18 protein-coding genes, 1 pseudogene and 1 other annotated feature are annotated in these 22,686 nt (G+C 44.5%); of the genes and pseudogenes, 1 reads left to right on the top strand and 18 read right to left on the bottom strand.

The window, feature by feature from the left end; all coding sequences use genetic code 11:
* Positions 1 to 14: 14 nt before the first annotated feature.
* The 3 genes from DW159_RS12285 to DW159_RS12275 form a co-directional block, all read right to left on the bottom strand.
* Positions 15 to 782 (bottom strand): hypothetical protein, encoded by a 768-nt coding sequence (locus DW159_RS12285; RefSeq protein ID WP_015534038.1) that lies wholly within the window; start codon positions 780 to 782, stop codon positions 15 to 17.
* On the bottom strand, positions 766 to 2,271 hold the full coding sequence (locus tag DW159_RS12280; protein ID WP_015534039.1) for an AAA family ATPase: 1,506 nt from the start codon (positions 2,269 to 2,271) through the stop codon (positions 766 to 768). The genes DW159_RS12285 and DW159_RS12280 overlap by 17 nt, the downstream gene beginning before the upstream one ends.
* A gap of 101 nt (positions 2,272 to 2,372) precedes the next feature.
* Positions 2,373 to 3,251 carry an AraC family transcriptional regulator gene (locus DW159_RS12275; RefSeq protein WP_015534040.1) on the bottom strand — a complete coding sequence of 293 codons (879 nt, stop codon included), beginning with the start codon at positions 3,249 to 3,251 and terminating at the stop codon, positions 2,373 to 2,375.
* A 174-nt stretch (positions 3,252 to 3,425) separates the two neighbouring features.
* On the opposite strand from DW159_RS12275, the gene DW159_RS12270 reads away from it, so the two are divergent.
* The gene (locus tag DW159_RS12270) at positions 3,426 to 4,730 is read left to right on the top strand and encodes an MATE family efflux transporter (protein ID WP_117551147.1); all 1,305 of its coding nucleotides are present in this window, start codon (positions 3,426 to 3,428) and stop codon (positions 4,728 to 4,730) included.
* 58 nt (positions 4,731 to 4,788) lie between these two features.
* Here DW159_RS12270 and feoB read toward each other — a convergent pair whose 3' ends face one another.
* The 15 genes and pseudogenes from feoB to DW159_RS12195 form a co-directional block, all read right to left on the bottom strand.
* Positions 4,789 to 7,125: a ferrous iron transport protein B gene (gene feoB / locus DW159_RS12265; RefSeq protein WP_117551145.1), complete on the bottom strand. Its 2,337-nt coding sequence runs from the start codon at positions 7,123 to 7,125 to the stop codon at positions 4,789 to 4,791.
* A 160-nt stretch (positions 7,126 to 7,285) separates the two neighbouring features.
* Positions 7,286 to 8,701 (bottom strand): MATE family efflux transporter, encoded by a 1,416-nt coding sequence (locus DW159_RS12260; protein ID WP_117551143.1) that lies wholly within the window; start codon positions 8,699 to 8,701, stop codon positions 7,286 to 7,288.
* Positions 8,702 to 8,734: 33 nt separating this feature from the next.
* Positions 8,735 to 9,361 (bottom strand): methylated-DNA--[protein]-cysteine S-methyltransferase, encoded by a 627-nt coding sequence (locus DW159_RS12255; RefSeq protein ID WP_117551141.1) that lies wholly within the window; start codon positions 9,359 to 9,361, stop codon positions 8,735 to 8,737.
* Between the two features lie 35 nt (positions 9,362 to 9,396).
* Entirely contained in the window at positions 9,397 to 10,071 is a 675-nt protein-coding gene (locus tag DW159_RS12250) for a DNA alkylation repair protein (RefSeq protein WP_117551139.1), read from the bottom strand.
* A gap of 99 nt (positions 10,072 to 10,170) precedes the next feature.
* Positions 10,171 to 11,121, bottom strand: a complete 951-nt coding sequence (locus tag DW159_RS12245) for an arginase (RefSeq protein WP_117551137.1) — start codon at positions 11,119 to 11,121, stop codon at positions 10,171 to 10,173.
* A 127-nt stretch (positions 11,122 to 11,248) separates the two neighbouring features.
* Positions 11,249 to 11,443: a hypothetical protein gene (locus DW159_RS12240; protein ID WP_004851427.1), complete on the bottom strand. Its 195-nt coding sequence runs from the start codon at positions 11,441 to 11,443 to the stop codon at positions 11,249 to 11,251.
* 15 nt (positions 11,444 to 11,458) lie between these two features.
* A complete protein-coding gene (gene gltS, locus DW159_RS12235) occupies positions 11,459 to 12,646 on the bottom strand; it encodes a sodium/glutamate symporter (protein ID WP_055273905.1) in 1,188 nt (395 codons plus the stop codon).
* A 124-nt stretch (positions 12,647 to 12,770) separates the two neighbouring features.
* Positions 12,771 to 13,748 carry a TAXI family TRAP transporter solute-binding subunit gene (locus DW159_RS12230; RefSeq protein WP_117551337.1) on the bottom strand — a complete coding sequence of 326 codons (978 nt, stop codon included), beginning with the start codon at positions 13,746 to 13,748 and terminating at the stop codon, positions 12,771 to 12,773.
* Positions 13,749 to 13,927: 179 nt separating this feature from the next.
* A complete protein-coding gene (gene nudC / locus DW159_RS12225; RefSeq protein ID WP_117551135.1) occupies positions 13,928 to 14,806 on the bottom strand; it encodes an NAD(+) diphosphatase in 879 nt (292 codons plus the stop codon).
* A gap of 229 nt (positions 14,807 to 15,035) precedes the next feature.
* The gene (locus DW159_RS12220; protein WP_117551134.1) at positions 15,036 to 16,757 is read right to left on the bottom strand and encodes a carbon starvation CstA family protein; all 1,722 of its coding nucleotides are present in this window, start codon (positions 16,755 to 16,757) and stop codon (positions 15,036 to 15,038) included.
* 159 nt (positions 16,758 to 16,916) lie between these two features.
* Positions 16,917 to 17,205 (bottom strand) — a binding site (T-box leader).
* A 166-nt stretch (positions 17,206 to 17,371) separates the two neighbouring features.
* Positions 17,372 to 18,310: a DMT family transporter gene (locus tag DW159_RS12215; protein WP_117551132.1), complete on the bottom strand. Its 939-nt coding sequence runs from the start codon at positions 18,308 to 18,310 to the stop codon at positions 17,372 to 17,374.
* A 59-nt stretch (positions 18,311 to 18,369) separates the two neighbouring features.
* Positions 18,370 to 18,516, bottom strand: a pseudogene (locus DW159_RS12210) (polar amino acid ABC transporter ATP-binding protein); the annotation flags it as partial.
* A gap of 153 nt (positions 18,517 to 18,669) precedes the next feature.
* Positions 18,670 to 20,361 (bottom strand): putative bifunctional diguanylate cyclase/phosphodiesterase, encoded by a 1,692-nt coding sequence (locus DW159_RS12205; protein ID WP_117551129.1) that lies wholly within the window; start codon positions 20,359 to 20,361, stop codon positions 18,670 to 18,672.
* 140 nt (positions 20,362 to 20,501) lie between these two features.
* Complete coding sequence (locus DW159_RS12200; protein WP_117551128.1) at positions 20,502 to 21,389, bottom strand: DegV family protein; 888 nt, start codon at positions 21,387 to 21,389, stop codon at positions 20,502 to 20,504.
* 245 nt (positions 21,390 to 21,634) lie between these two features.
* Positions 21,635 to 22,678 (bottom strand): AAA family ATPase, encoded by a 1,044-nt coding sequence (locus tag DW159_RS12195; protein WP_117551126.1) that lies wholly within the window; start codon positions 22,676 to 22,678, stop codon positions 21,635 to 21,637.
* Between the last annotated feature and the right edge of the window lie 8 nt (positions 22,679 to 22,686).

Below are 22,686 nucleotides of genomic sequence, written 5' to 3'. Positions count from 1 at the left end.
GTTATGAGTTTATTTTATATGTGATTTTCCGCAATAGCCTTAAGCCTCTTTATGAGCAGATTCACATTTGTGTGCCTCTTCAAAGAATTTTCCCCACTCTTTATGAAATCCCATGACTCCCCATAAGTCATATCTGTAGTCACAGTCTCATTCTCCTCAAAAAAACGCTCCAGCGATCCCGACGTCTCATGCTTCATCGAGAACTCCGCCGCCCTCCGCACCTTGCCGTGCTCATCTGAATTTGCATCCCGATACAGAAAATGATCCAGGTTGCTCGAAAAATAGTATACGGAGTATTTTATCTTTTTACTTCCTATCTTTATTGATGACAGTGAAGTGAGCACATCCAGATTCGCACTCTTGCAGAGATTGCGCTCCTTCACGTGATCCGGATTTGCCGTCACAATGATATCCGGGTAGTATACCGGCTTGTCTTCATTTCCCCCATCAGTCACGACCAGATTGTCATCTATGTACGCCCCATCCATATCCACAAAATGAATTATCTCCACAATATCCTTCGGATACAGGCCCGTCCTCTTTAGCAGAGGACTGACCATTATCTCATCTATAAACCGCTCTATGTTGTCAGGATGTATGCCATTCTTTGAGGTTATATCACCGCCAAAGCTTCCGTCATCCTGCATGAGCATGGCAAATTCCAGAACAATATCAGGATCTATATCCTCAAGGAGCTGTCCAAATGGCACCTCAAGAGCATTCCGGTCCGACACTCCCTCGACAAGGAACAGGAAGATCTTCTTCTTAGGTCGTTTCCCCATGATCCATACCTGCCTTTCTGAATGCCGATACAATCTTGAACCTCTTCGTATTCCTATACAGCTCCTCGTCCTGTTCTCCAACCACGATCTCCCTGAAATAAGTATTTCTGAGATTGTTGCTGCTTCCGATTCCCTTCATACGGATATACCTATTTCTCGGATTTGTCGTGGTGAAATATATATAATCCTTGCTTATGACCTCCAACGGTCTGAGGTTATGCGATGTAAATATAAACTGCCCCTTGCCAGACTCCTGGAACGTCTGCAGCACCTCTCCCAGAAGATACTCAAACACACCGGCATCCAGCTCGTCTATGGCTATCGTGCACGACTGCTCATTGTACGCATCTATTATCAGACTGAGCACCGACACGATCTTGCGGATACCGTCGGACTCGTACCTGAATGGCATGTGTACTCTTCCGTCAGGCGCAGCCTCCTGATTGTGGAACACACTCATGTCCGTCTCATTCCTGCTGGACACTATCTCCACCACATGTCCCATACTGCCATCCTTCATGAGGGCAGGCGACAGCTCGTGAAGATCAACATTAAGTCCCGGAACTATCTGGCTGAGGACTATGTTTATATTCTCAAACTGGCTCTTTATCTCGCTGAAGACTATCTCCGGCATGATGTTCGGCACATCCGTCTTCAGAAGGAATTTACCGCTCTGTGTGTATAGCGGAAGTCCGTAGTTGAGTCTTATATATCCTGTTGATTTCGTGTCTACCACATGAAGATAGAGCTGACTGTAGTACGCCAGCTCCAGTATAACCTGATAAAACTCAGAGTATAACCCGCACTCATCGCACACCTTTGCAGTTCCGAGCGAGAAGATAAACGATGCCGACTTTTCCTGCGCCAGTCTTCTCACCACATTCAGCTCATCCACGAACTTTCTGTCATTTGTTATGAAATATTTCTGCTTAGATACAGGCCCGAACGGCATGTCGTCAGTGCATGTGTCAATCACAGGCTGAAGTATCATCTTCCTGCCCTCAAAATCACCTGACATACTCAGTTTCTCACCCGATATGCGGACTCTGTAGCTCGGCTGGCCACTGTTCTGATCCTCTCCTCCGTACTGTCTGAATCCGTTATTTGTCTCATTCTCCACGGCGGACATGAGGAATTCGTACACAACCTTTCGGATGCGTCCGTCCTCGTACTGAAGGTCAAATGTAAACTCCAGTCTGGCCATCTCCTGACCCTTTGCCACACATTCTGCATACACCGCCGGAACCTCAGCTCCAATCATCAGAAGCTTCAGTATGGCAAGCGCCTCTATAAAACTCGTCTTACCCGAGCCGTTCTGTCCATAAAGTCCCAATATATCTGATTCTGTTCCATACGGAACAAACTTCTTTCCACAGGCAAATACTATCTCTCCATGCTCCACACTCTTGAAGTTGTCAAGCACCGCTTTCTGCAGTCTTATCGTGGGAAGCCTATCCCAGTGGTCTTCTCTAAATTGTCTGATTCTCATTCACGGTCTCCTCAGATGCTCTTAATATAACGTCATAAAACTGTATTACCATTATATTGTTATCTCCAATTTCCGTCAACAGCCATCAAGTTTTTCGAATTTTATATTCTGTTTTTTTGATCTTTCACAGCTTTACCATTTCTATATCTTAACGGTGGTTCTCCCACCGCCGCAGAAAATTTCCTGATAAAATAACTTACATTTGGGTAACCTGATTTCATGGCAATCTCGGTAACCGACAGATCTGTGGACTCGAGAAGATGCCTTGCATACTTAAGTCTAACATAGTTCACATACTGTGTGAGCGTCATGTGAAATCTCTCACTGAAGAATCTTGACATGTACTTTTCCGACAGATGAAAATGTTCAGAAAGCTCAGCAAGACTTATGTGCTCATGATAATTATCCTGTATATATATAAGTATCTCCTTTTCCAGTCCACCTGACGCTCTCCCTGTCTTCGCTTCAAGCTGATCGTATTCCACTAAAAGATCTACAACCTGCAACAGTCTGATTCTCACCTGTATCTGTCTGTGTGTTCCAAATTTCCCATTTTCCTCTGACAACTCATCAAGAATAGGTATAAGTTTTTCAAGCAGATTCCGATTCGTCACTTCAGGTCTGAATTCCCGTGTGTGATTCCTAAGAGGAAAAAATATCTCATCCTCCAATTCATCCTTGGTCTGAAATGATATGAATTCCATCGGAAACAGAAATGTAAAATAATCCACCGGTGTTTCCGGGGCGGCCATCATATGCAGCACTCCCGGACTTACTATATATACAGCTCCGTCATCCCCTATAAATTTCTGTCCATCAATCTCAACCATAAGTGGACCTTTCCTTACATATATTATCTCCACCTCATCATGCCAATGAACCGGGATCTGGAATGCATGTGGCCAGTATCTCATATGATACTCACAAAATGGATATTCTCTTGTCCCGTGTGGATGATTTTCCTTTAATTCTGCGTACATATTAATCTCCTGCCTCCACATTTGTCTCATACTACGTTGTCATACTACCCCATATGTGGAATATGTGCAACTTTTGATTGATATAGTACAAGATTCAGCCTGTGAAAATGCGATATTATACAATTTAGTTACAATATATAATTTGGCACTAGTCTGCAAAGGAGCAACGGTTATATGAAGAAATTATCTGCACTTTTTATACCTATATGTTTTGAAACACTTTTCTATATGTTGTCCGGTATGGTTGACACACTCATGCTATCATCAGTTGGGGACTATGCCGTGGGTGCTGTCGGAACCGCCAACAGTTATATCGGAATGTTCATCATCATGTTCTCCATCATATCATCCGGCATGATGACGGTCATGACTCAGAATATCGGCGCAGGCAGACCTGGGATTGCTTATCAGGCACGCCAGCTTGGTCTTATATTCAACTCAGTCATAGGTATGGGAATGTCTATATTCCTGTTCATTTTCTCCGGAAATATTCTTGATCTGATAGGAATAGCCGGAAACCTCAGAGAACCTGCCATGAGCTATCTTGAGATCGTGGGTGGCGGCTGTTTTCTGAATGCTCTGATTCCAATCTTTGCAAGCTACCTAAGGGCATTTGGACACACAAAGCAGCCTCTTATCGCTACCATAATCGGCAACCTTGTAAACTTTGTTTTAAATGCGGTATTTCTCTTTGTACTGCACAGAGGAGTACAGGGCGTTGCCACAGCTACGATCATATCTAAAGTTATCAATCTGTCGATAGTTATTATTTTCTCCTGCACCCTTGTAAAAGCAGGCAGAAGCCCTGAAAGGCTCTCAAATGGTACTGTTCTTTCACAGATTATCAAGGTAGGTCTGCCATCCGCATTTGAATCTATGCTGTACAATGTTGCAATGATGCTGGTTGTCAAATTTCTAAATCAGATGGATGCCGACGGATTAAATGTCACCGCCCGCTCATATGCCTCCCAGATAAGCAACTTCTCTTTCTGTGCAGGATCAGCTCTTGCCCAGGCAAATGCCATAATGACCGGATGGCATATCGGTGCTGGTGATATAGAGGCATGTAAAAGAGACACCAAAAAGGCCGCCATGATCGGTGTGATCGTGGCGACCTGTCTTGAATCTTTATTTGCTGTTACTGCCCCATGGACCATGAAGCTGTTCACCGACAACCCGGACATGATCCACATTGTTACAAGGCTTCTTACCATTGACATCATACTTGAAATAGGCAGAGTCACGAATCTTGTCTACGGCCAGGCCCTTAAGACCAGTGGCGATGCAGTATTTCCAGCTTCTATAGCCGCTGTCTTTATGTTTGTATGTGCCGCCGGCGGCACATGGCTGTTCGGATTGCATCTTGGTCTGCTCGTAACCGGAGCCTACATCGGCCTTACCTGTGACGAATGTGTGCGTGCGGTTGGCATGATTCTGCGCTGGCGAAGCGGAAAGTGGACAGAGAAGAAACTGGTGTGATAATACACTAATACCAAACGTATTCCAGAATGTATCAGCCCCATACTTCAGGCTTTTATCACAGAATTCCACCTATCATATACACCACAAATGCTGCAAGCCACGCCACAACGCACTGCCATATCACTACGGCGATAGCCCAGCGGTGCCCCATCTCTCTCTTGATGGAGGCGATGGCTGCTATACAAGGCGAGTAAAGCAGGCTGAATACGAGCAGCGATGCTGCAGCCCTGGTTGTGATAGCTGCGGTCACTGATCCGTTAAACAATATCTCAAGTGTGGATACCACACTCTCCTTCGCCATGATACCACTTATGAGCGACGTACATATTCTCCAGTCGCCAAGTCCAAGAGGCTTAAATATCGGCACCAAAAGTCCGGCTATCGCAGCAAGTATGCTGTCCTGCGAGTCTTTCACCATATTGATGTGCATATCAAAGCTCTGAAGGAACCAGATACATATAGTTGCAAGAAATATAACTGTGAACGCCTTCTGAAGAAAGTCCTTTGCCTTCTCCCACAGGAGCTGGCCTACGTTCTTCGCACCCGGAAGTCTGTAATTTGGAAGCTCCATGACAAAAGGAACCGCATTGCCCTTAAACAATGTGCTCCGATAAACCATAGCCACAATTATTCCTATCGCAATTCCAAGGAAATAAAGCCCTGCCATAATAAGGCCGCCCTTTCCAGGGAAGAATGCGCTTACAAAGAACGCATATATAGGAAGCTTAGCTGAACAGCTCATGTATGGAGTGAGCAGAATAGTCATCTTTCGGTCTCTCTCACTCGGGAGTGTCCTGGTTGCCATGACGGCCGGAACCGTACAGCCAAAGCCTATCAGCATCGGAACTATGCTCTTGCCGGAAAGTCCGATCTTCCTTAGCAGCTTATCCATGACAAATGCAACTCTGGCGATGTATCCGCTGTCTTCCATGAGCGACAGGAAAAAGAACAGAGTCACTATGATCGGAAGAAAACTGAGCACACTTCCGACACCCGCAAATATTCCATCCATAACAAGGCTCTTGACGACCACATTTACATTTGCTGCGGTGAGAAGCTTTCCCACCTGAACCGTGAGTGCATCTATCCCCATCTCTAAAAGTTTCTGAAGTCCAGCTCCGATCACGTTAAATGTCAGATAGAACACCGCCAGCATGATACCTATAAAGCATGGGATTGCGGTATACTTACCCGTAAGAATGCGATCTATCTTTTCGCTTCTGATCCTCTCCTTGCTCTCCTTTGGCTTGACTACACAGTTTTCACATACCTTTTCTATGAAATTAAATCTCATATCAGCTATGGCTGCACTCCGGTCAAGTCCTCGCTCTTTTTCCATCTGGATTATCAGATGTTCTATCGTCTCTTTCTCGTTCTCATCAAGTCCAAGCCTGTCAAGTATGAGATGATCTCCCTCTATGATCTTGGTAGCAGCGAATCTAAGCGGCAGATCTGCCGCCTTTACATGATCCTCTATAAGATGCGCCACCGCATGTATACATCTGTGAACAGCTCCGCCAAACTCATTCTCATCACAGAAGTCCTGTCTTCCAGGCTTTTCCTGATACTTGGCTATATGTATGGCGTGTCTTACAAGCTCATCCACACCCTCGTTCTTTGCCGCAGATATAGGAACAACCGGGGTTCCAAGCATGGCCTCCATCCCATTTACATCTATGGAGCCTGAATTGCCTGTGACCTCATCCATCATGTTGAGTGCAACGACAACCGGTATCTCCATCTCGAGAAGCTGCATCGTGAGATACATATTTCGCTCTATATTAGTAGCGTCTACTATATTGATGATAGCCTTTGGGTGATCGTCAAGCACGAAGTTTCTGGACACGATCTCCTCGCTGCTATAAGGAGACATCGAATATATTCCAGGAAGATCTGTCACGGAAGTATTTTCCCTGCCCCTTATCGGACCATCCTTTCTGTCGACAGTTACTCCGGGGAAATTGCCTATATGCTGATTTGATCCGGTGAGCTGATTGAACAGTGTCGTCTTTCCACAGTTCTGGTTTCCAACCAGGGCAAATGTAAGTCTTGTTCCTTCCGGAAGCGGATCGCCGTCCCCTTTGACGTGATATTTTCCTTCCTCGCCAAGTCCCGGATGTTCCTTCTCCTCTATTGTCTCAACCCTAGTGTGAGCTCTGGATCTTGTCTCTATCTGCTCTGCATCTATCTGCTCTGCATCTGCCAGTCTGAGTGTAAGTTCATATCCATGGATCTGAAACTCCATAGGATCGCCCATAGGAGCAAGCTTCACAAGGGTGAGCTCCGCACCGGGGATAACACCCATGTCAAGGAAATGCTGTCTTAGCTCTCCTTCACCGCCAACTGCCTTTATTCTGGCACTCTGTCCCACCTTCAAATCTCTCAGTGTCATAATTGATTATCCTTCTTTCATCATTCGTCCAGATTCATCCACGCAGTCTTTCAGTACCACAAAATCGTCTGTCGAATGCCGTCTATTTATGTCTATTGATATTTTTTCTCAATTATAACACGATGCGTTGTATGCGCAATATATAGATCCTGATTATCGTCTATATTTTCACGGCTTTTTCATGTGCATCTCTGTCTATAGAAATCAGTTCCTTAAGTTCCCTCACCGTGAACACGCCGCAGACAACTGCGGTAATGCCGTCCGCTATCGGTCCCGCATACATGACACCATCGATTCCCATGAATATAGGGAATATGATGATGAGAGGAAGCAGAAATAGTATCTGTCTTGTGAGTGACATGAACACACCAAGTCTCGCCTTTCCTATAGAGTTGAAGAAGTTTGATGTCACCGGCTGGATTCCATTTACGATGGTAAGAAACATATATATCCTGAAGTATCTCTCTGAAAACTGGAAGTACAGCTCGCTTCCCTCTCCAAATGCGCTGATGATCTGTCTGGGGAATATCTGGAATGCTGCAAATGCCACCACCGACAGAGCCGATGCTGCTGCCAGCGCCAGAAGATAAGTCTTTCTCACCCTCCTGTACTTTCCTGCGCCATAGTTGAAGCCTATTATCGGCTGGGTTCCCTGTGATATTCCTATAACGATCGCCATGAATATCATGTTTACCTTGCTTATTATTCCTGAACACGCAAGTGGTATGTCGCCTCCATACACCGACTGTGCTCCGTATCTTGACAAAGTATTGTTCATGACAACCTGGACTATCGCCATGGCTATCTGATTGAAACACGCCGACGCACCGAATCTGAATATATTGCCGCAGGGCTCTCCTCGCATAACAAAACTTTCCCTGGTAAGATGTATTGTCTTGAAATGGAACATATATCTGAGGCTTATGGCAAATGATATGATCTGTCCTGTGATAGTTGCCAGCGCCGCACCGCGCATACCCATATCGAGCCCGAATATAAGTATCGGATCAAGTATAGTGTTGATGATGGCACCTGTCAGCATGGATATCATTGAATACCTCGGACTTCCATCAGCCATGATCAGCTTGCTCATTCCGGTATTCGCTATCAGGAATGGGAAACCTATCGCTGTTATCCTTGTGTACTCCTGTGCAAATGGCAGAACCTTGTCAGTTGCGCCGAATGCCTTTAGCATAGGTGTCAGGAATATTGTCGTCACAAGGAAAAGTGCCACGCCAAATATCGCCATGAGACAGATTCCATTTCCTGCTGCCTCAGCCGACTTCTTCTCATTTCCGGCACCAAGCTTCAATGAAAAGCTGGTCGCACTTCCTATGCCAAGAAGAAGCGATATCGCAGTACATGCCGTTGAAAGAGGAAATGCTATATTTGTCGCAGCATTTCCAAGCATTCCCACTCCGTGTCCTATAAATATCTGGTCAACTATATTATAAAGTGCTGTCACCAGCATGGATATGATACACGGTATGGCAAAGGTTGTGAGCAGATGTGCCTCATTCTCATATCCAAGGGGATTGTTCTGATTTTCATTTGTCTTTGTGTTATCAGATGTCATGATTCTGTATTGCCTTTCTGTCTGTATTGCGACTCAGTTTTTCATTCCATATTTCTTCAGGTCTACCCGGTCATTTTCAACCTCTATGCCGTCTGCCCTCAGGCGGTCCGCCTGGACATCTGCTCCACCGAACGCAAATGCTCCCGCAAGCTCACCCTTGGAATTCACCACGCGGTAACACGGTATATTCTCAGGATCAGGATTCTTATGAAGTGCATTGCCCACGGCTCTCGCCATCTTCCTGTCACCTGCCATCTCCGCAACCTGGCCGTATGTTGCAACACATCCCTTCGGAATCTTCTTCACCGCATCATAGATCCTCTTTGTAGGGCTGTATGTAACTATGTCATAGCTCTCCGCTATCATCTGCTTCACCGCATCATCGGGCACACTTCCATCAAGTATGATCGTATTCCAGTGTTCTTTGTTCTGATGCCACCCCGGTATGACAGACTCAAATGCCTGCCTCCAGAAATCCCGGCTTTCCGGATCAGCCTTCACATTCAGATTGATATATCCATCCCTCTCATAAGTCCAAAGGAATGCCTTCTTGCTTCCCTTTACCCTGACAAGCTGCCAATTCTGGTCGTGAAATGGCGCCTCCTGGTAAGTGTCCGGAAATGAGAGACCATATGCCAGAACTTCCTCTCTTGTTGTCATGTGTATTTTTCCTTTCTTGTGTTGCGATTATGTAATTATCTGTATCCCTTAAGATATCTCTTCTGCTCATCCGTTATACGGTAACTCTCCACTGCCTTCTGTATCGTCTTTCGGTGAACCCAGTCGGACATGCGGTGTTCTTCTATGTACGGAACGACCGCATCCCACTGCTTTGCCAGGGCTGTAGCCATGTACCACGCTATCATCATGTTGACATAATACTCATCAGACTCAACTCCCGCCACAAGCTTCACATACTCAGGCTCAAAATCCTCGTCAAGATAAAGTCTCATGAGCATTCCTATTCCGTACCTTATAGTATAGGTCTCGCTTGAGGCAATCCAGCACTTGATGACCGGTAGCAGTTCTTCCTTGTGCTTTTCAAAACACTTCGGCGCAGGAAAATCACATGTCGCCCAGTTATCTATATATGGAAGAAATCTTTCTATCTCCGAGATACATCTGTCATAATCCTTTATCCTGGTTATGAGCATCATGTGGAGATTATTTTCCTCGTAATAATGGTGTGGAAGTTCTTTTATAAACTTTTCTGACAGTTCTGTTCCAGCTATACTCTTCGCATACTTTCTGAGCACTGGAACTCTTATGCCTATGACAGTCTCCTTGTCGGTGTCAGGCATAAGCCTGCTGTGAAAATCTCTGTACTTTATATCCTGAAGTTCAAACAGATGCTTTTGAATCTCATCCATATTTTCACCTTACGCTTTCTAATTTTCTCGTTGTTAGTTTTCCATTTTCTACATTTTTCTATTCTAACTCATAATTGTATACAACTATTATATCTAATACTATCTGAATTTCTTCACATGCTCCGATATAAACCGAAACAGTTCGATATTGACCTTCTCATTCTTCTCCTCCGCCTCAAGATATTCAGGCACTGAAATATCTGTCTGAACCTCTCCGCATACATCAACACCCAATATTCTTGAATGTCTTATACCACCGGCATATCTTTCATCATTACGACAAGCGTCTGTATTTTTTTCTTCACCCTGACCGCCAAGAAAGACACCGAGCAGGTGTTCAAGTCCACCGATTGACATATCCCCCTGACTCCAGTTTGTCTCCGTGTATTCTGTTCCGAGGACGTCTTTGTCTATAGATATGTACAAAGGCAGATCTGTTCTGATATGGTTCAGCTTATCCTCAGGCAGTCCACCATGCAGGTCTTTGGCAGAAAATATCAACAGTCTTCCGCTTGAGATATCCCGGGAAATATCATACGAATCATCGTACTCAGCTTCTTGTACATTATACCCACATTTATAGCTTCCCACATTTTCTTGTCTCCCCTTGGAACCTTTATAACTTTCCAAAGTCTGCTCTATATCTGACTCCGGCGGACCTACAACCACCAGCTGTCTTAGATTTTCATTCTGTATAAGAGTCTGTCCCGCCCAGTCTCCGCAGCTCATCATTTCCGGAACCATAGGTATCTGCATGTCTGTATGATGATCATACATAACCAGCCCAAACGGTTCGGTTATATGATCTGTTATAATCTTCGTTATATAATGATAATTTCCCGAATCGATATAATGTATACCCTGGATTCCGTACGGCTCTATCCTGCCCCATATTTTTTCATACGCATTTTTTGAACAATACATATCTGTCTCTTGTATATCAGAGCAATCTATGTATCTGAATCTATCTATATCTTTTATATCCTCATCACGATATACGTGAGTAAAATCCAAAATCATATTCTCATTTTTCACCTTGCTGTCACCCATATACAACCCCCATATATACAATAACAAGTCAATTTCGCAGCAATATCGATTAACCTGTCAATAATAAAATAATCTTAATATAAAAATCGCCCGACTGTATTCTAACACAACCGGACGATTTTAATCACTATTTGTCTTTCTTTTTCCTTATGTGGATCTCCGGGATTGCCACCGTGTCATATGTCACAGACGAGTCATCCTCACCCACATTATCCTCATTGTCATCATGGCTCTTTGTGTTCACCTCAGGAATAGCCAGATTGTCAAATGACATGTTGAATCTGTGATGCTTTTTATGCTGTTCTTTATTTTTTTCTCTCATAGTTGGTTATACCCCCTAAAGTATGTTTATGAAAAATGTAATTACCAGGCTGTTCAGGAAGTCAGCAAATAAACTTCCTATAAGCGGTATTATCAGATATGCCTTGACTGAAGGAACATAGCGGTCGCATATAGCCTGCATGTTAGCCATGGCATTTGGCGTTGCTCCCATACCGAATCCGCATGTTCCGGCGGACAGAACCGCCGCATCGTAATCCCTGCCCATCACGTTGAACACAACAAAATATGTGAACAGCATCATGAGTATAAGCTGCGCTGAGAGCAGTATGATCAGCGGAAGTGCAAGTTCTGCAAGCTGCCACAGCTTCAGTGTGATCATCGCCATTCCAAGGAACAGTGACAGGCAGATACCACCAAGGTTGTTGATCTCACCCATGTATATATCAAACTTACCGGAATACTCTCCGATATTTCTGATGACCGCAGCCGCGATCATCGCACCTATATATATAGGAAATGTAAGTCCTGTCTTTGTTAGGAGTTCCGATATGATGGTTCCTATTCCTACTGCTATGATGAGCTGAAACACTGCTGCCGCATACATATTGGTATGACGCTCATGTTTCTTCTCATCCTCAACCAGTATACTGTCGTCCTCGGCAACTGCAGTGTCCAGAAGTTTCTTCCTGTCTATGAGTCTCTTGCCAATAGGGCCACCTATAAGACTTCCTGCGATAAGTCCAAATGTTGCCGCAGCCGTGCATATAGTTGTTGCCCCCTTGACATCAAAATCCTCCAGCACCGGGCCAAACGCTCCTGCAGTTCCATGACCACCTACCATAGGTATAGATCCCGTGCAGAGTCCAACAAGCGGATCAAGATGCAGCAGCTTACTCACCCCGAGTGCCAGAAAATTCTGGGACACTATAAGCACCACAACCAGTCCAAGGAATATGAACAACGACTTTCCTCCGCTCTTTAAAACCTTGAGATTCGCCTGGAATCCAACGGATGTGAAGAAGAATACCATGCACACCTCTCTCAGCGTATCGTCAAATGTAAATTCTGCTATGCCAAGACTGTAACACACACAGGTCAGGACTGCGAAAAGCAGACCTCCTATGACCGGCGCCGGTATGCAGAATTTCTCCAGGAAATTAATTCTTTTCTTCAAAAACTGTCCCAATATAAGTACCAGAACTGACACCGCCAGTGTCTGATACATATCTATCTGTATCTCCATGTAAGACCTCTCTTATCTATATTATATACACATGCAGACATCCGTGATCAGATACCATTTTACCCAATATCATCTGCATATATTCTTTTCCGCATTCAGTATATTTATTATCAGCAGCTGACAACTACTGTTCAGCCGGGATCTCTATTCCTTTTTTCTGATAATAAGCTTTCGCACCATCATGAAATGGAATGGTCACGTTCTTCACAGCCTCACTCTCATCTATCTGGAAGGTGAGTGCTATTGAATACTGGATATCCTGCGCATGTTCAAAGAGAAGTCCTGTGAGCTCCTCCACTATCTTCTCATCCATATCATCCCTGGCGAGGAGCACTGCTCTGACACCGAGTGTCACAACATCCTGAGTCTGTCCCTCGTAGGTTCCCGCTGGTATGGTGTAATCCGTATAGAAGCCGTACACGGATTTTAGTCTGTCCCTGCATTTGTCATCTATTCCGATGAGCTTTACGTCACATTCCTTAGACAGCTCCTCGATCACCGAGGTCTGTATACCTGCTGTACAAAAGAATGCATCTATCTGTCCTGATTTGAGTTCATTTGCCGCATCCACATAATCGAGATTAACCGTGTCCACAAGGGATTCCACAAGTCCGGTCATCTTAAGTATCTGCTCTGCATTTCTCTGGGTACCGGACTCCTCCTCACCCACAGAAATCTTCTTGCCCTGAAGATCATCCAAGCTGTCTATTCCCGAGTCAGATCTCACCACAATCTGACACGCCTCAGTGTACAGGCTGGCAACTGCCGAGTACCCTCTGTACCTCTTCTTGTCCGTGGCACCTGTTCCGTTGTAGGCCGCATCCACCAGATCCGCCTGGGCTATCGCCATATCCACATATCCGTCGGACAGAAGCCTGATATTCGCCGTGGAGCCTGCAGTAGCCTTTACCTCAAAATCAAGATCCTCATCCTCCGAGGATGCTATCTGCGCAAATGCGTTGGAGAACGCATAGTATCCGCCGCCAACTCCCGCGGCTCCCAGCTTCACGGAATTGCCACCGATACCACACCCGGTCAGCGAAAGTGTCACCGCCATGATGGCCCCTGCCGCCATCAGACGTTTTATCAAATTCCTCTTTATCATGTCGTCCTCCTTGCTCTTCGCACAGCATTCTGTCTGAATCTTCTTTGTTCGTTTATTCATCACACGAAATAAAGGGCTTTTCAGCCCTTTATCACCGCCATCCATTTATTGAAAATACAATTTAAAATACATATTATTATTTTATCTGATTGTATTTAAAAGTCAACTCAGTATTACTATTTACTTATTATTCCCTGTCCATGCTCTTTAAAGTACACCATCATCTCATGGGTAAGGCTCAGGTGCTCCGGATAGTCCGGGATATCCTCACGCTTTACCCACTCTCCAGTTGCAAGCTCCTGTCTGTCTATAGTCAGATGTCCGTCACCGCCCTCCGGTATGTCTGCCTGACAGAAATAACCCATGAGAAGATTGCTGTCATAGCCCCATGGCTGTGACTTGTAATAAGTGATATTCTTAACGCTGATGCCGACCTCTTCCATGACTTCTCGTCTGACTGTCTGCTCAGCGCTCTCTCCTATCTCGGTAAATCCCGCAATCAGGGCATATCTCTTGTATTCTCTTCCAGCATATGTGGTAAGTATTATCCTGTCGCCGTCGATCACGCCCACTATGACAGCCGGGGCTATGACAGGAAATATCAGCCTGCCACAGGACGGACATCTGAGCATCCTCTCTTTTTCATCATGTACAGTTCTCTCTCCACAGGCGCCGCAGAACCTGTTGGTTCTGTACCACAGTGACAGATGCCAGCCGGTAGCCGCCGCAAGCACCGCAGCCTTCGGTTGGCACGCCCTTGTCTTATACATGCTTCGGTAATCATATCCCGGAGCTGTCAGTCGGTTATCTCCATTCCACAGAAAATATGCAGTATCATCTATTGAAAAGAGATAAACCAGATCCCCTATTTTCCTATCGCATCCGGTTATTTTCTGCAGTTCTCCATACGTCATAAACCCAAGCAGGTTCTCATTATCCATAACTTTCGCAAATATCATTTTCTCAGAAAAAGAGAGAACCATATCGTGATCCTCTGGTTCTCTCCTGTTACTATATTGATTATTAAACCTCTGTGGTTCTATATCCTGTATCATACCTATATTTCCTCCACTATTCCAGATGCCCAAAGATCTCAAAGAGAATGAAATCCCTCATTTTCCCTATTATTTTCCTTCAAAGACTTCAACCTGTCAATCCTTAATGTTGGTTACAGCCATGCCATGTAAACATAAAAAATCAGGCAATCGGTATTTCGCCAATCGCCTGATCTTTTTTATGTAGATATTGTATTTAAAATCTTTACGGGGAACCCCCGCTCATCTATTAAGCCTCTGCCTTCTTAGCATTCTCCTTCTTCATATTAACAAGCTTCTTGATACATGTGATAGCCACGATGATACCAAGTACGATAAGGAATACTGCTACAATAAGCTGAAGTCCCTCTACAAGGAATGTTGCTGTTCCAGCCTGGAACTTCTGTACATTGCCTATTACATTGAGCACGATAGCTGTAAATGTAACAGCAAGCATTATCAGCATAGGTGGGTAGAGCATTGCGTGCTTTCTGTTTGTTGCCTTGAGGAATACTGCTACGCCTATAAGTACAAGGGCTGCAAGCATCTGGTTTGCTGATCCGAAGAGTGGCCATACATTTGAATATCCACCCTTGCAGAGAAGATAACCAAAGAACAGTGTTATAACTGTTGCAAAATACTTGTTTGTAAGTATCTTCTGCCATACAGGCATCTTGGATGTATCTGTTGTGTCTCCCATGAAGAGCTCCTGGAATGACATACGTCCGATACGTGCAACTGAGTCAAGTGATGTAAGAGCAAGTGCTGATACACACATTGTCATGAATACATTTGCAACTGAGTTTGGAAGTCCGAACTTCTCGAGGAATCCTGCGATACCCTGTGAGAAGATCTGGAAAGGTGTAAGACCCTCTGGAGCCTTGCCGCCAACTGCGACAGCACCAACTACTATAAGTGAGATAACTCCGAGGAGTGTCTCAAGGATCATTGCGCCGTAACCTACGAAAAGCATATCTTTTTCATTTCTTACTGTCTTAGATGATGTTCCTGATGAAACAAGGCTGTGGAAACCGGAAACCGCACCACAGGCGATCGTTACAAACAGTGTTGGGAACAGATAACTCTTAGCTCCTGTTGATGATACAACTGTGAAACCATTGAATGCATTCAGGTTCATATCAGGATGTCCTACCAGAACTCCGACAAATGCACCAACTAACATACCGATGAGCATGAATGTTGTCATGTAATCTCTTGGCTGCATGAGTAACCACATTGGAAGCACTGATGCAAGGAAAAGGTAAGCCATGATTACGTAATTCCACTGGTCACCATTTAAGTACCAAGGACATTTCATACCTACTGCAAACATTGCAACGATGAGGACGATGGCTACTATAGCTTTGAGCCACTCCCTCATATTCCTGCATGTCTTCATAACCACACCAAATACCATGGCAACTACGATGAACAGCATGGAAACTGTAGCTGCTGCAGCGCCGTTGAAGTTCTTTGTCACAGCTCCATCAGCTCCTGCTGTGAAACCGTTAAATGTCGATGAAACCATCGATGTAAATGCTGCTATAACAAGAAGTGTAAAGAGCCAGCAGAATAATGAAAAGAATCTTCTTCCTGCCTTGCCTATGTACTTCTCAATGACAAGTCCTATTGACTTACCCTCATTCTTGACCGATGCGTACAATGAACCAAAATCCTGAACTGCTCCGAAGAACACGCCTCCGACAAGCAGCCAGAGCAGAACCGGCACCCATCCGAACATGGCTGCAATGATAGGTCCCTGTACAGGGCCTGCACCTGCTATCGATGAAAACTGATGTGCAAATACTGTAAGCTTTGACGATGGTACATAATCCTTGCCATCCTCATTTGCAACTGCCGGGGTCTTTGCATTTGGATCTACACCCCATTTCTTGGCAAGCCATCTTCCATAGCCCAGATAGCCAGCACCTAAAACTACTACTGCGATAAGAATGATAACTAAACTATTCATATCTTTCTCCTTTCTCCCGCCTTGCAGCGGCTCCTTTTTTTAGTATATGCCTGCTCATGAATCCGTAATGACCTCAAGCTGGCTGATACATGATTTATTCGTACAAAGAGTTTATACATAAAAAACACATTAAAAAAGGCTTCCGTCTCTATGCAATCTCATAAAGACGAAAGCCTGTATACTTCCGCGTTACCACTTTATTTGCCATCATAAAAGGATGACCTCTCTGATCTCATCTCGCCTGACCACTACTCACTGTCTATTGAAATAAGCTTCTATGTAACGGTAGAAAACCGGTGACACCTAATGTCTCTGGCATCTCATGACCAGGGAATTCAGCGCACTGCTCGCAGAGGATAATCATCAAGGACATACACCGTCTCACACCAACCGGCGGCTCTCTGAAGTATGCGATCTTTGACGATCGTATTCTGTTCTTTGCATTTGCTCTTTGTTTGGTACATAAACTAGCACTGAAGTATTTTATTGTCAACCCATTTTTTCAAGTAAATAAAAACTCGTATTTTTTTCAAGTGTTTCAACGATATATGTACGCCTGCTGCATATTTTTTCTTGTGAAAACAAAGTATTTTTATCATCGACTCTCAAGACGTTCATGCCATCTCTTTCTTTTCTCGTCCGACCGGGATCTGTGCCAGAAGTATTGCGGCAAATATCAGCCCGCATCCTGCAAGCTGTCTTACCCCCATACGTTCTCCAAGGATGATCCAACCGGCAATGACAGAGAATACCGACTCAAGGCTCATGATCATTGAAGCGACAGTGGGATTTAGTCCGTTCTGTCCAACTATCTGAAGTGTATATGCCACGCCACACGACAACACTCCTGCATAAAGTATCGGAATCCACGCACTCAATGTACCGAGAGGCTGCACCCATGCCGCAATCCCGGCCACACTGTGATGCATCTCCGAGAAAAACGCCGGGAATATGCTGAGAATCCCGCATACCCAGAACTGTATACATGACATTCTGACTCCATCCACAAGCGGTGAGAAATGGTCTATCACAAGTATATGTACTGCAAAAAGCAATGCACATACAAGCACCATAAGATCACTGCTCTGAAATGACAGTGAGCCGCTCATACAAAGCAGATAAAGCCCCACCACAGCTATAACTATTCCAAGCCATATATTCCATCCACACTTCTTCTTCAAAAACAGACTCAGAATTGGAACCAGCAATATGTAACACGCTGTGAGGAATCCCGCTTTTCCCGCCGGTGTTCCCATATAAAGTCCAAGCTGCTGTGCAGAGCTTGCCAGGAACAGAACAGTTCCACAGCATATACCGCCAATCACAAGTCTCTTTCTATCTGATCTATTACTCGGTTTCCTATCAGATGGTTTTATCCTGTCAATTATAAATATGACCGGTATAAGAACAGCACCGCCAATCAGTGACCTTATTCCGTTGAAAGAGAACGGTCCGACCGCATCTCCTCCCTGTCTCTGTGCAACAAAAGCTACGCCCCATATAAAAGCTGTCAAAACCAGCAGCAGTGAGTTCCTTACCTGTCTACTCTTCATCTGTGAAACCTCTCGTTCTTTTTAGTCCGTGCCACAGCATAAACCATATAGGCACTCTCTTAGGTGTTGAGAATTGAACTGAGAAACGCCTTTGTCCTGTCATTCTGCGGATCCCCGAACAGCTGCTCCGGAGTTCCATCCTCAACTATGATCCCATCGGCCATAAATATAACACGGTCAGCCACTTCCCTGGCAAACCCCATCTCAAGCAGCAGTTTTTGCTGTGTTTCTTTATCAATTCTCTCAACAGTTTTATCATTTTCCCGGTGAAGAAACAAGTCCCCATGTATATATATTTTACCGTTTTACTACATACACAAAAAACGGCAATGGAGTTCATATGGCTCCATTGCCACTTTTTAATATCCCGATTCCAGCCTTTGCTCAAATTCATCCTTTGGCAGGGGCTTGTCAAACACATATCCCTGTACTATATCACAGCCAAGTTTTTCCAGGTAGTCAAGCTGCTGATGTGTCTCAACGCCCTCCGCAACTGACTTTTTCCCGAGTCTTCCTATGAGGTCTATTATGCTTGAAAACATTACTATATCCTGATGCTTATTATTGTTTACATCGTCAAAAGGTATCAGCGATTTGTCTATCTTGATGGTATCAAGGTCAACCTTTTTGATCATGTTGAGCGAAGAAAATCCTGTACCAAAATCATCTATAGATGTACTTATGCCTCGTTCCTTGAGTCTTCCTATCACGCTGGACATGATCTCATAATTCTGATAATCCTCACTTTCTGTGAGCTCTATCTCAATATAGCTTCTGTCTATCCCAAATCTGTCTATGGTACCGGTTATTCGTTCTACCAGATCGCCTTCTTCCAGATGTCTTCTGGAAAAATTGACTGATACAGGCACAATCTTCAGACCTTTATCCAGTCTGCTCTTCAAAAAACCGCATACCTGCTCAAGCATATAATAGTCAAGTCTGCACACGCTGCCCTCTCTCTCAAGCTGCGGAATAAATCTCGCAGGTGTGACCACCTGTCCATCTCTCACCCAGCGTACAAGTGCCTCCGCACCATATATGCTTTTGTCTGCAATCCTCACCTTGGGCTGATAATATACTACAAACTCACCCGCAGCAAGTGCCTGGGGAAAAGCAGCCAGAATCTCCTGGTCATCCATAAGATGCTTCTGAATCTCTTTTGTATATACCACTATAGAGCCCGCTCCGGTTTTTCTTGCTGCCTGATACGCAATGCTGGTTCTGGCCATAACTTCCCTCGGCTTATCAACGCCTTCCAGGCAGGCTATACCCGCTGTAACTCCCAGCTGGAATTCTCTTTTGACAGATCTGAACTCATGACTCATATGAACATCTTTAATCTTGCTTATAAAATCAGACGCATTCTCATTACGACAGATTACAACGAAATTATCTCCTCCAAGCCTTGCTATCTCCTCATCGCTGTCAAGATATGACTTCACCATCTGCGCATAATTTCTAAGTATCACATCTCCCTGTGAATAATCAAAAACCTTATTCACATACTTGAAATTGTGGATATTAAAAAATATGCCTGTATAATCACCAATCAGTCCGTTTTTTATCAGATTCACCGCATAATACATCAGGGAATCCTGACTGGCAACACCCGTGTTGATATCTGTATTCATGATCTTTTCAAGCATGCACTGAGCCAATGTCCGGTTGTACTGAATAAATATCTCCCTAAATATAAACCTGTGTGTCTGTATCTCCTCTTCTGAATAACCCGGACCATATGGATAATCCTTGATAAACACAGTACCACCGGTTCTGATCTTCATCTCTATATCAACGGGGGTACCCAATTCAGTCACTTCTCTCTCGTATAATACCACGCTGCTTCTTTCTCCAAGCGGCATAAACCTGTTTTTCGGAATATCAACAGTAATCTCCGCCTTTCCCAGCCTGAGCCTGTCAGCAATAGCAGCAAGACCATTCCTTATACACTGGATTCTCTGTTGCTGTGTATCCGCGTCCCCGCCTATGCACTCGAAGAATTCTTTCATCTGGCTGTCCATTTGTATGCTTTTATCAATTGTATTATCCATTCTCTCTCCTCCAGCCTTCAACACATAGCCTATATCGTCCGGTCTTAAATATCAAAATCGGCCCAAGCGCATCAAAAATTAATAAATATAAACTCTTCCTACATTATAGCAGTGGAAAAATGAATGCACAATGTATTATCCTACCCCTGGCGCCTTTTGCCCCAGAAAAACAAGGCAACTGTGCCAGGTCCTGTATGGCTTCCTATGGTAGTTCCTATATAATTTATCTCCACCTTGCCGTCAAGTTTTGGAAATCTCTCCTCAACAAGCCTTGCCACAGCCTCGGCATCCTCCATACATGCAGACTGCGATATATAGCACTTGCCGGAATAATCAAGCCCATCCTGTGCATTCTCCTCCATGCGCTTTACTATCTCCTGAATAACCTTCTTTTTACCTCTTATCTTTGATCTCGGTATCAGCCTGCCCTCGTTATCCATGTTGAGAAGTGGACATATTCCAAGTATTGTGCCAACCGTTCCAGCAGTCTTGGATATTCTTCCGCCTCTGATATAAAACGTGAGATCTGTTGAGAAGAACCAGTGGTTCAGGTCCAGCTTATGCTGTTCTATCCAGTCATGCAGCTCGTCTATGGACCTGCCTTCATCTCTCATGCCTGCCAGCGTGTCCATGATGAGCCCATATCCCGAGGAAGCCCCCAGGGAATCTACCACATAGAGTTTCCTGTCAGGGAATTCTTCCTCCAGATCCTCCCTGGCAATATTTGCAGAGTTTATAGACCCGCTTATTCCCGATGACAATGTCAGGTGAAGTATGTCATACCCCTGTTCAAGATAAGGTTTCCAGAAATCATAATATTCATCCGAATTTACCTGTGAGGTCTTCGTAGCCGCACCCTCTGTCATCTTCCTGTAAAATTCCTCAAATGGCATGGTCTGTCCCAGGTCATCAGAATGCTCCACTCCATCAAGCTCATAGTGAAAGCATATATATTTTACGTCTATTTTGTCAAAATGCTCCTTTGAAAGATCTGCTGTTGAGCAGCAGCTCAAGATATACTTTGCCATGTTTGTCCACCTCTCCAATATATTTATGATTACTTTTTTACATTCGCGTTTTCTTTTGATCTAGTATTAGCATTTTCTTTCGATTTAACATCCACTTTTTCTTATCATCGTTTCTTGCTTACTATTGTATCATCATCTGTACTTTATTCATAGTCATAAATACGATAAAAAACGGGCAAAAATACCCACAACACGTTGTTTTAAAAACCATGTCATGGACGTTAATATATATGATCATTTGTCATTTAAAATACAGTTGTTATCGCAAGTCGTTCCTCAATCAGTTTTTTCGCAGTGTTGAACCGGTCAAGATAATCTCCCGATATCGTCTCACAGTGTACCCCATACTTGTCAAACCATGCCTTGAGCAAATCACTGTAATGCCTTCTCTCCCGCATTATATCCTCATTCCGGGTCCCGTCCTGAACAAAATCCGTTCCATCAGGATCAAGGAACAACACAAGATCCCACTTATTTATTGCATTTATCGCGCCCGCCATATCTGTAAGCCTGCGTTTTTGTTCATCATCGTCCATGAGCAGATCACAATAAAATCCCGTAGTCAGTGCATCGGTATCCACAAACAACAGTCTGTTGCTATGCCTGGCTGCCCTGCGTACCTCGTCCTTCTGTCTGATGAAGTTCTCCACCAGATCATCTTCAACCATGAACTCCTCGCCACCCGCGTACTCACAGGTGTCACGTCCTATCTCCCGTACAAAATTCGTGTTATATGCCAGCGCAAGATTCTCAACCAGTGTGGATTTTCCTGTGGATTCACCGCCGACAACCAGAATCTTTCTGACGTAGTGATCCCTGCACACCTCTGGAATATACTCCCAATGCGCCGTCGCCCACTCACGGATCTCTGTCGAGGATACCGGAACCTCCGCCCTGTCAAAGTACACGACCTCACTCTCCGGACAGTACAGGCTCTCAAACCTGCCGGTTCCAAGATAATCCGAACCACAGAACACTGCATCTATAGGCTTTCCTATCGTGTCCTTGATATCCTGTGCTCCCTTTTCCCAATAATAATCCGTATTATATTCTTCTTTTGAGACCGCCTTATCCTCTATCATGATTATCTTCACATTTGGCAGATGTCTTGTACTGTTAAGTATCCAGCGATATCTCAGTTCCTTTGAGGCAGACTCTCTGCCCTCACACCAGCTTATCATCACATACAGTTCCTCACACATCGCCGCAGCACGTATGATGTCGTGGATGTGCCCTATGTGAAGTGGATCAAATGAACCTCCATACATTCCCACCTTATATCTATACATCAATTGTC

Origin of the sequence: Coprococcus sp. AM14-16, from assembly GCF_003434675.1 — a bacterium.
Classification (GTDB): Bacteria; Bacillota; Clostridia; order Lachnospirales; family Lachnospiraceae; genus Coprococcus; species Coprococcus aceti.
The sequence above is the reverse complement of the archived record's forward strand: the minus strand, read 5'-3'. Positions and strand labels throughout refer to the sequence as shown.

Excerpts from the sequence above, each read along its gene's own strand:
- DW159_RS12260 (WP_117551143.1), bottom strand. The coding sequence starts at position 8,701 with ATGACATCTGATAACACAAAGACAAATGAAAATCAGAACAATCCCCTT.
- feoB (WP_117551145.1), bottom strand. The coding sequence starts at position 7,125 with ATGACACTGAGAGATTTGAAGGTGGGACAGAGTGCCAGAATAAAGGCA.
- DW159_RS12220 (WP_117551134.1), bottom strand. The coding sequence starts at position 16,757 with ATGAATAGTTTAGTTATCATTCTTATCGCAGTAGTAGTTTTAGGTGCT.
- DW159_RS12255 (WP_117551141.1), bottom strand. The coding sequence starts at position 9,361 with ATGACAACAAGAGAGGAAGTTCTGGCATATGGTCTCTCATTTCCGGAC.
- DW159_RS12250 (WP_117551139.1), bottom strand. The coding sequence starts at position 10,071 with ATGGATGAGATTCAAAAGCATCTGTTTGAACTTCAGGATATAAAGTAC.
- nudC (WP_117551135.1), bottom strand. The coding sequence starts at position 14,806 with ATGATACAGGATATAGAACCACAGAGGTTTAATAATCAATATAGTAAC.
- DW159_RS12205 (WP_117551129.1), bottom strand. The coding sequence starts at position 20,361 with ATGGATAATACAATTGATAAAAGCATACAAATGGACAGCCAGATGAAA.
- DW159_RS12275 (WP_015534040.1), bottom strand. The coding sequence starts at position 3,251 with ATGTACGCAGAATTAAAGGAAAATCATCCACACGGGACAAGAGAATAT.
- DW159_RS12200 (WP_117551128.1), bottom strand. The coding sequence starts at position 21,389 with ATGGCAAAGTATATCTTGAGCTGCTGCTCAACAGCAGATCTTTCAAAG.
- DW159_RS12270 (WP_117551147.1), top strand. The coding sequence starts at position 3,426 with ATGAAGAAATTATCTGCACTTTTTATACCTATATGTTTTGAAACACTT.
- DW159_RS12280 (WP_015534039.1), bottom strand. The coding sequence starts at position 2,271 with ATGAGAATCAGACAATTTAGAGAAGACCACTGGGATAGGCTTCCCACG.
- gltS (WP_055273905.1), bottom strand. The coding sequence starts at position 12,646 with ATGGAGATACAGATAGATATGTATCAGACACTGGCGGTGTCAGTTCTG.
- DW159_RS12285 (WP_015534038.1), bottom strand. The coding sequence starts at position 782 with ATGGGGAAACGACCTAAGAAGAAGATCTTCCTGTTCCTTGTCGAGGGA.
- DW159_RS12195 (WP_117551126.1), bottom strand. The coding sequence starts at position 22,678 with ATGTATAGATATAAGGTGGGAATGTATGGAGGTTCATTTGATCCACTT.
- DW159_RS12240 (WP_004851427.1), bottom strand. The coding sequence starts at position 11,443 with ATGAGAGAAAAAAATAAAGAACAGCATAAAAAGCATCACAGATTCAAC.
- DW159_RS12245 (WP_117551137.1), bottom strand. The coding sequence starts at position 11,121 with ATGGGTGACAGCAAGGTGAAAAATGAGAATATGATTTTGGATTTTACT.
- DW159_RS12215 (WP_117551132.1), bottom strand. The coding sequence starts at position 18,310 with ATGAAGAGTAGACAGGTAAGGAACTCACTGCTGCTGGTTTTGACAGCT.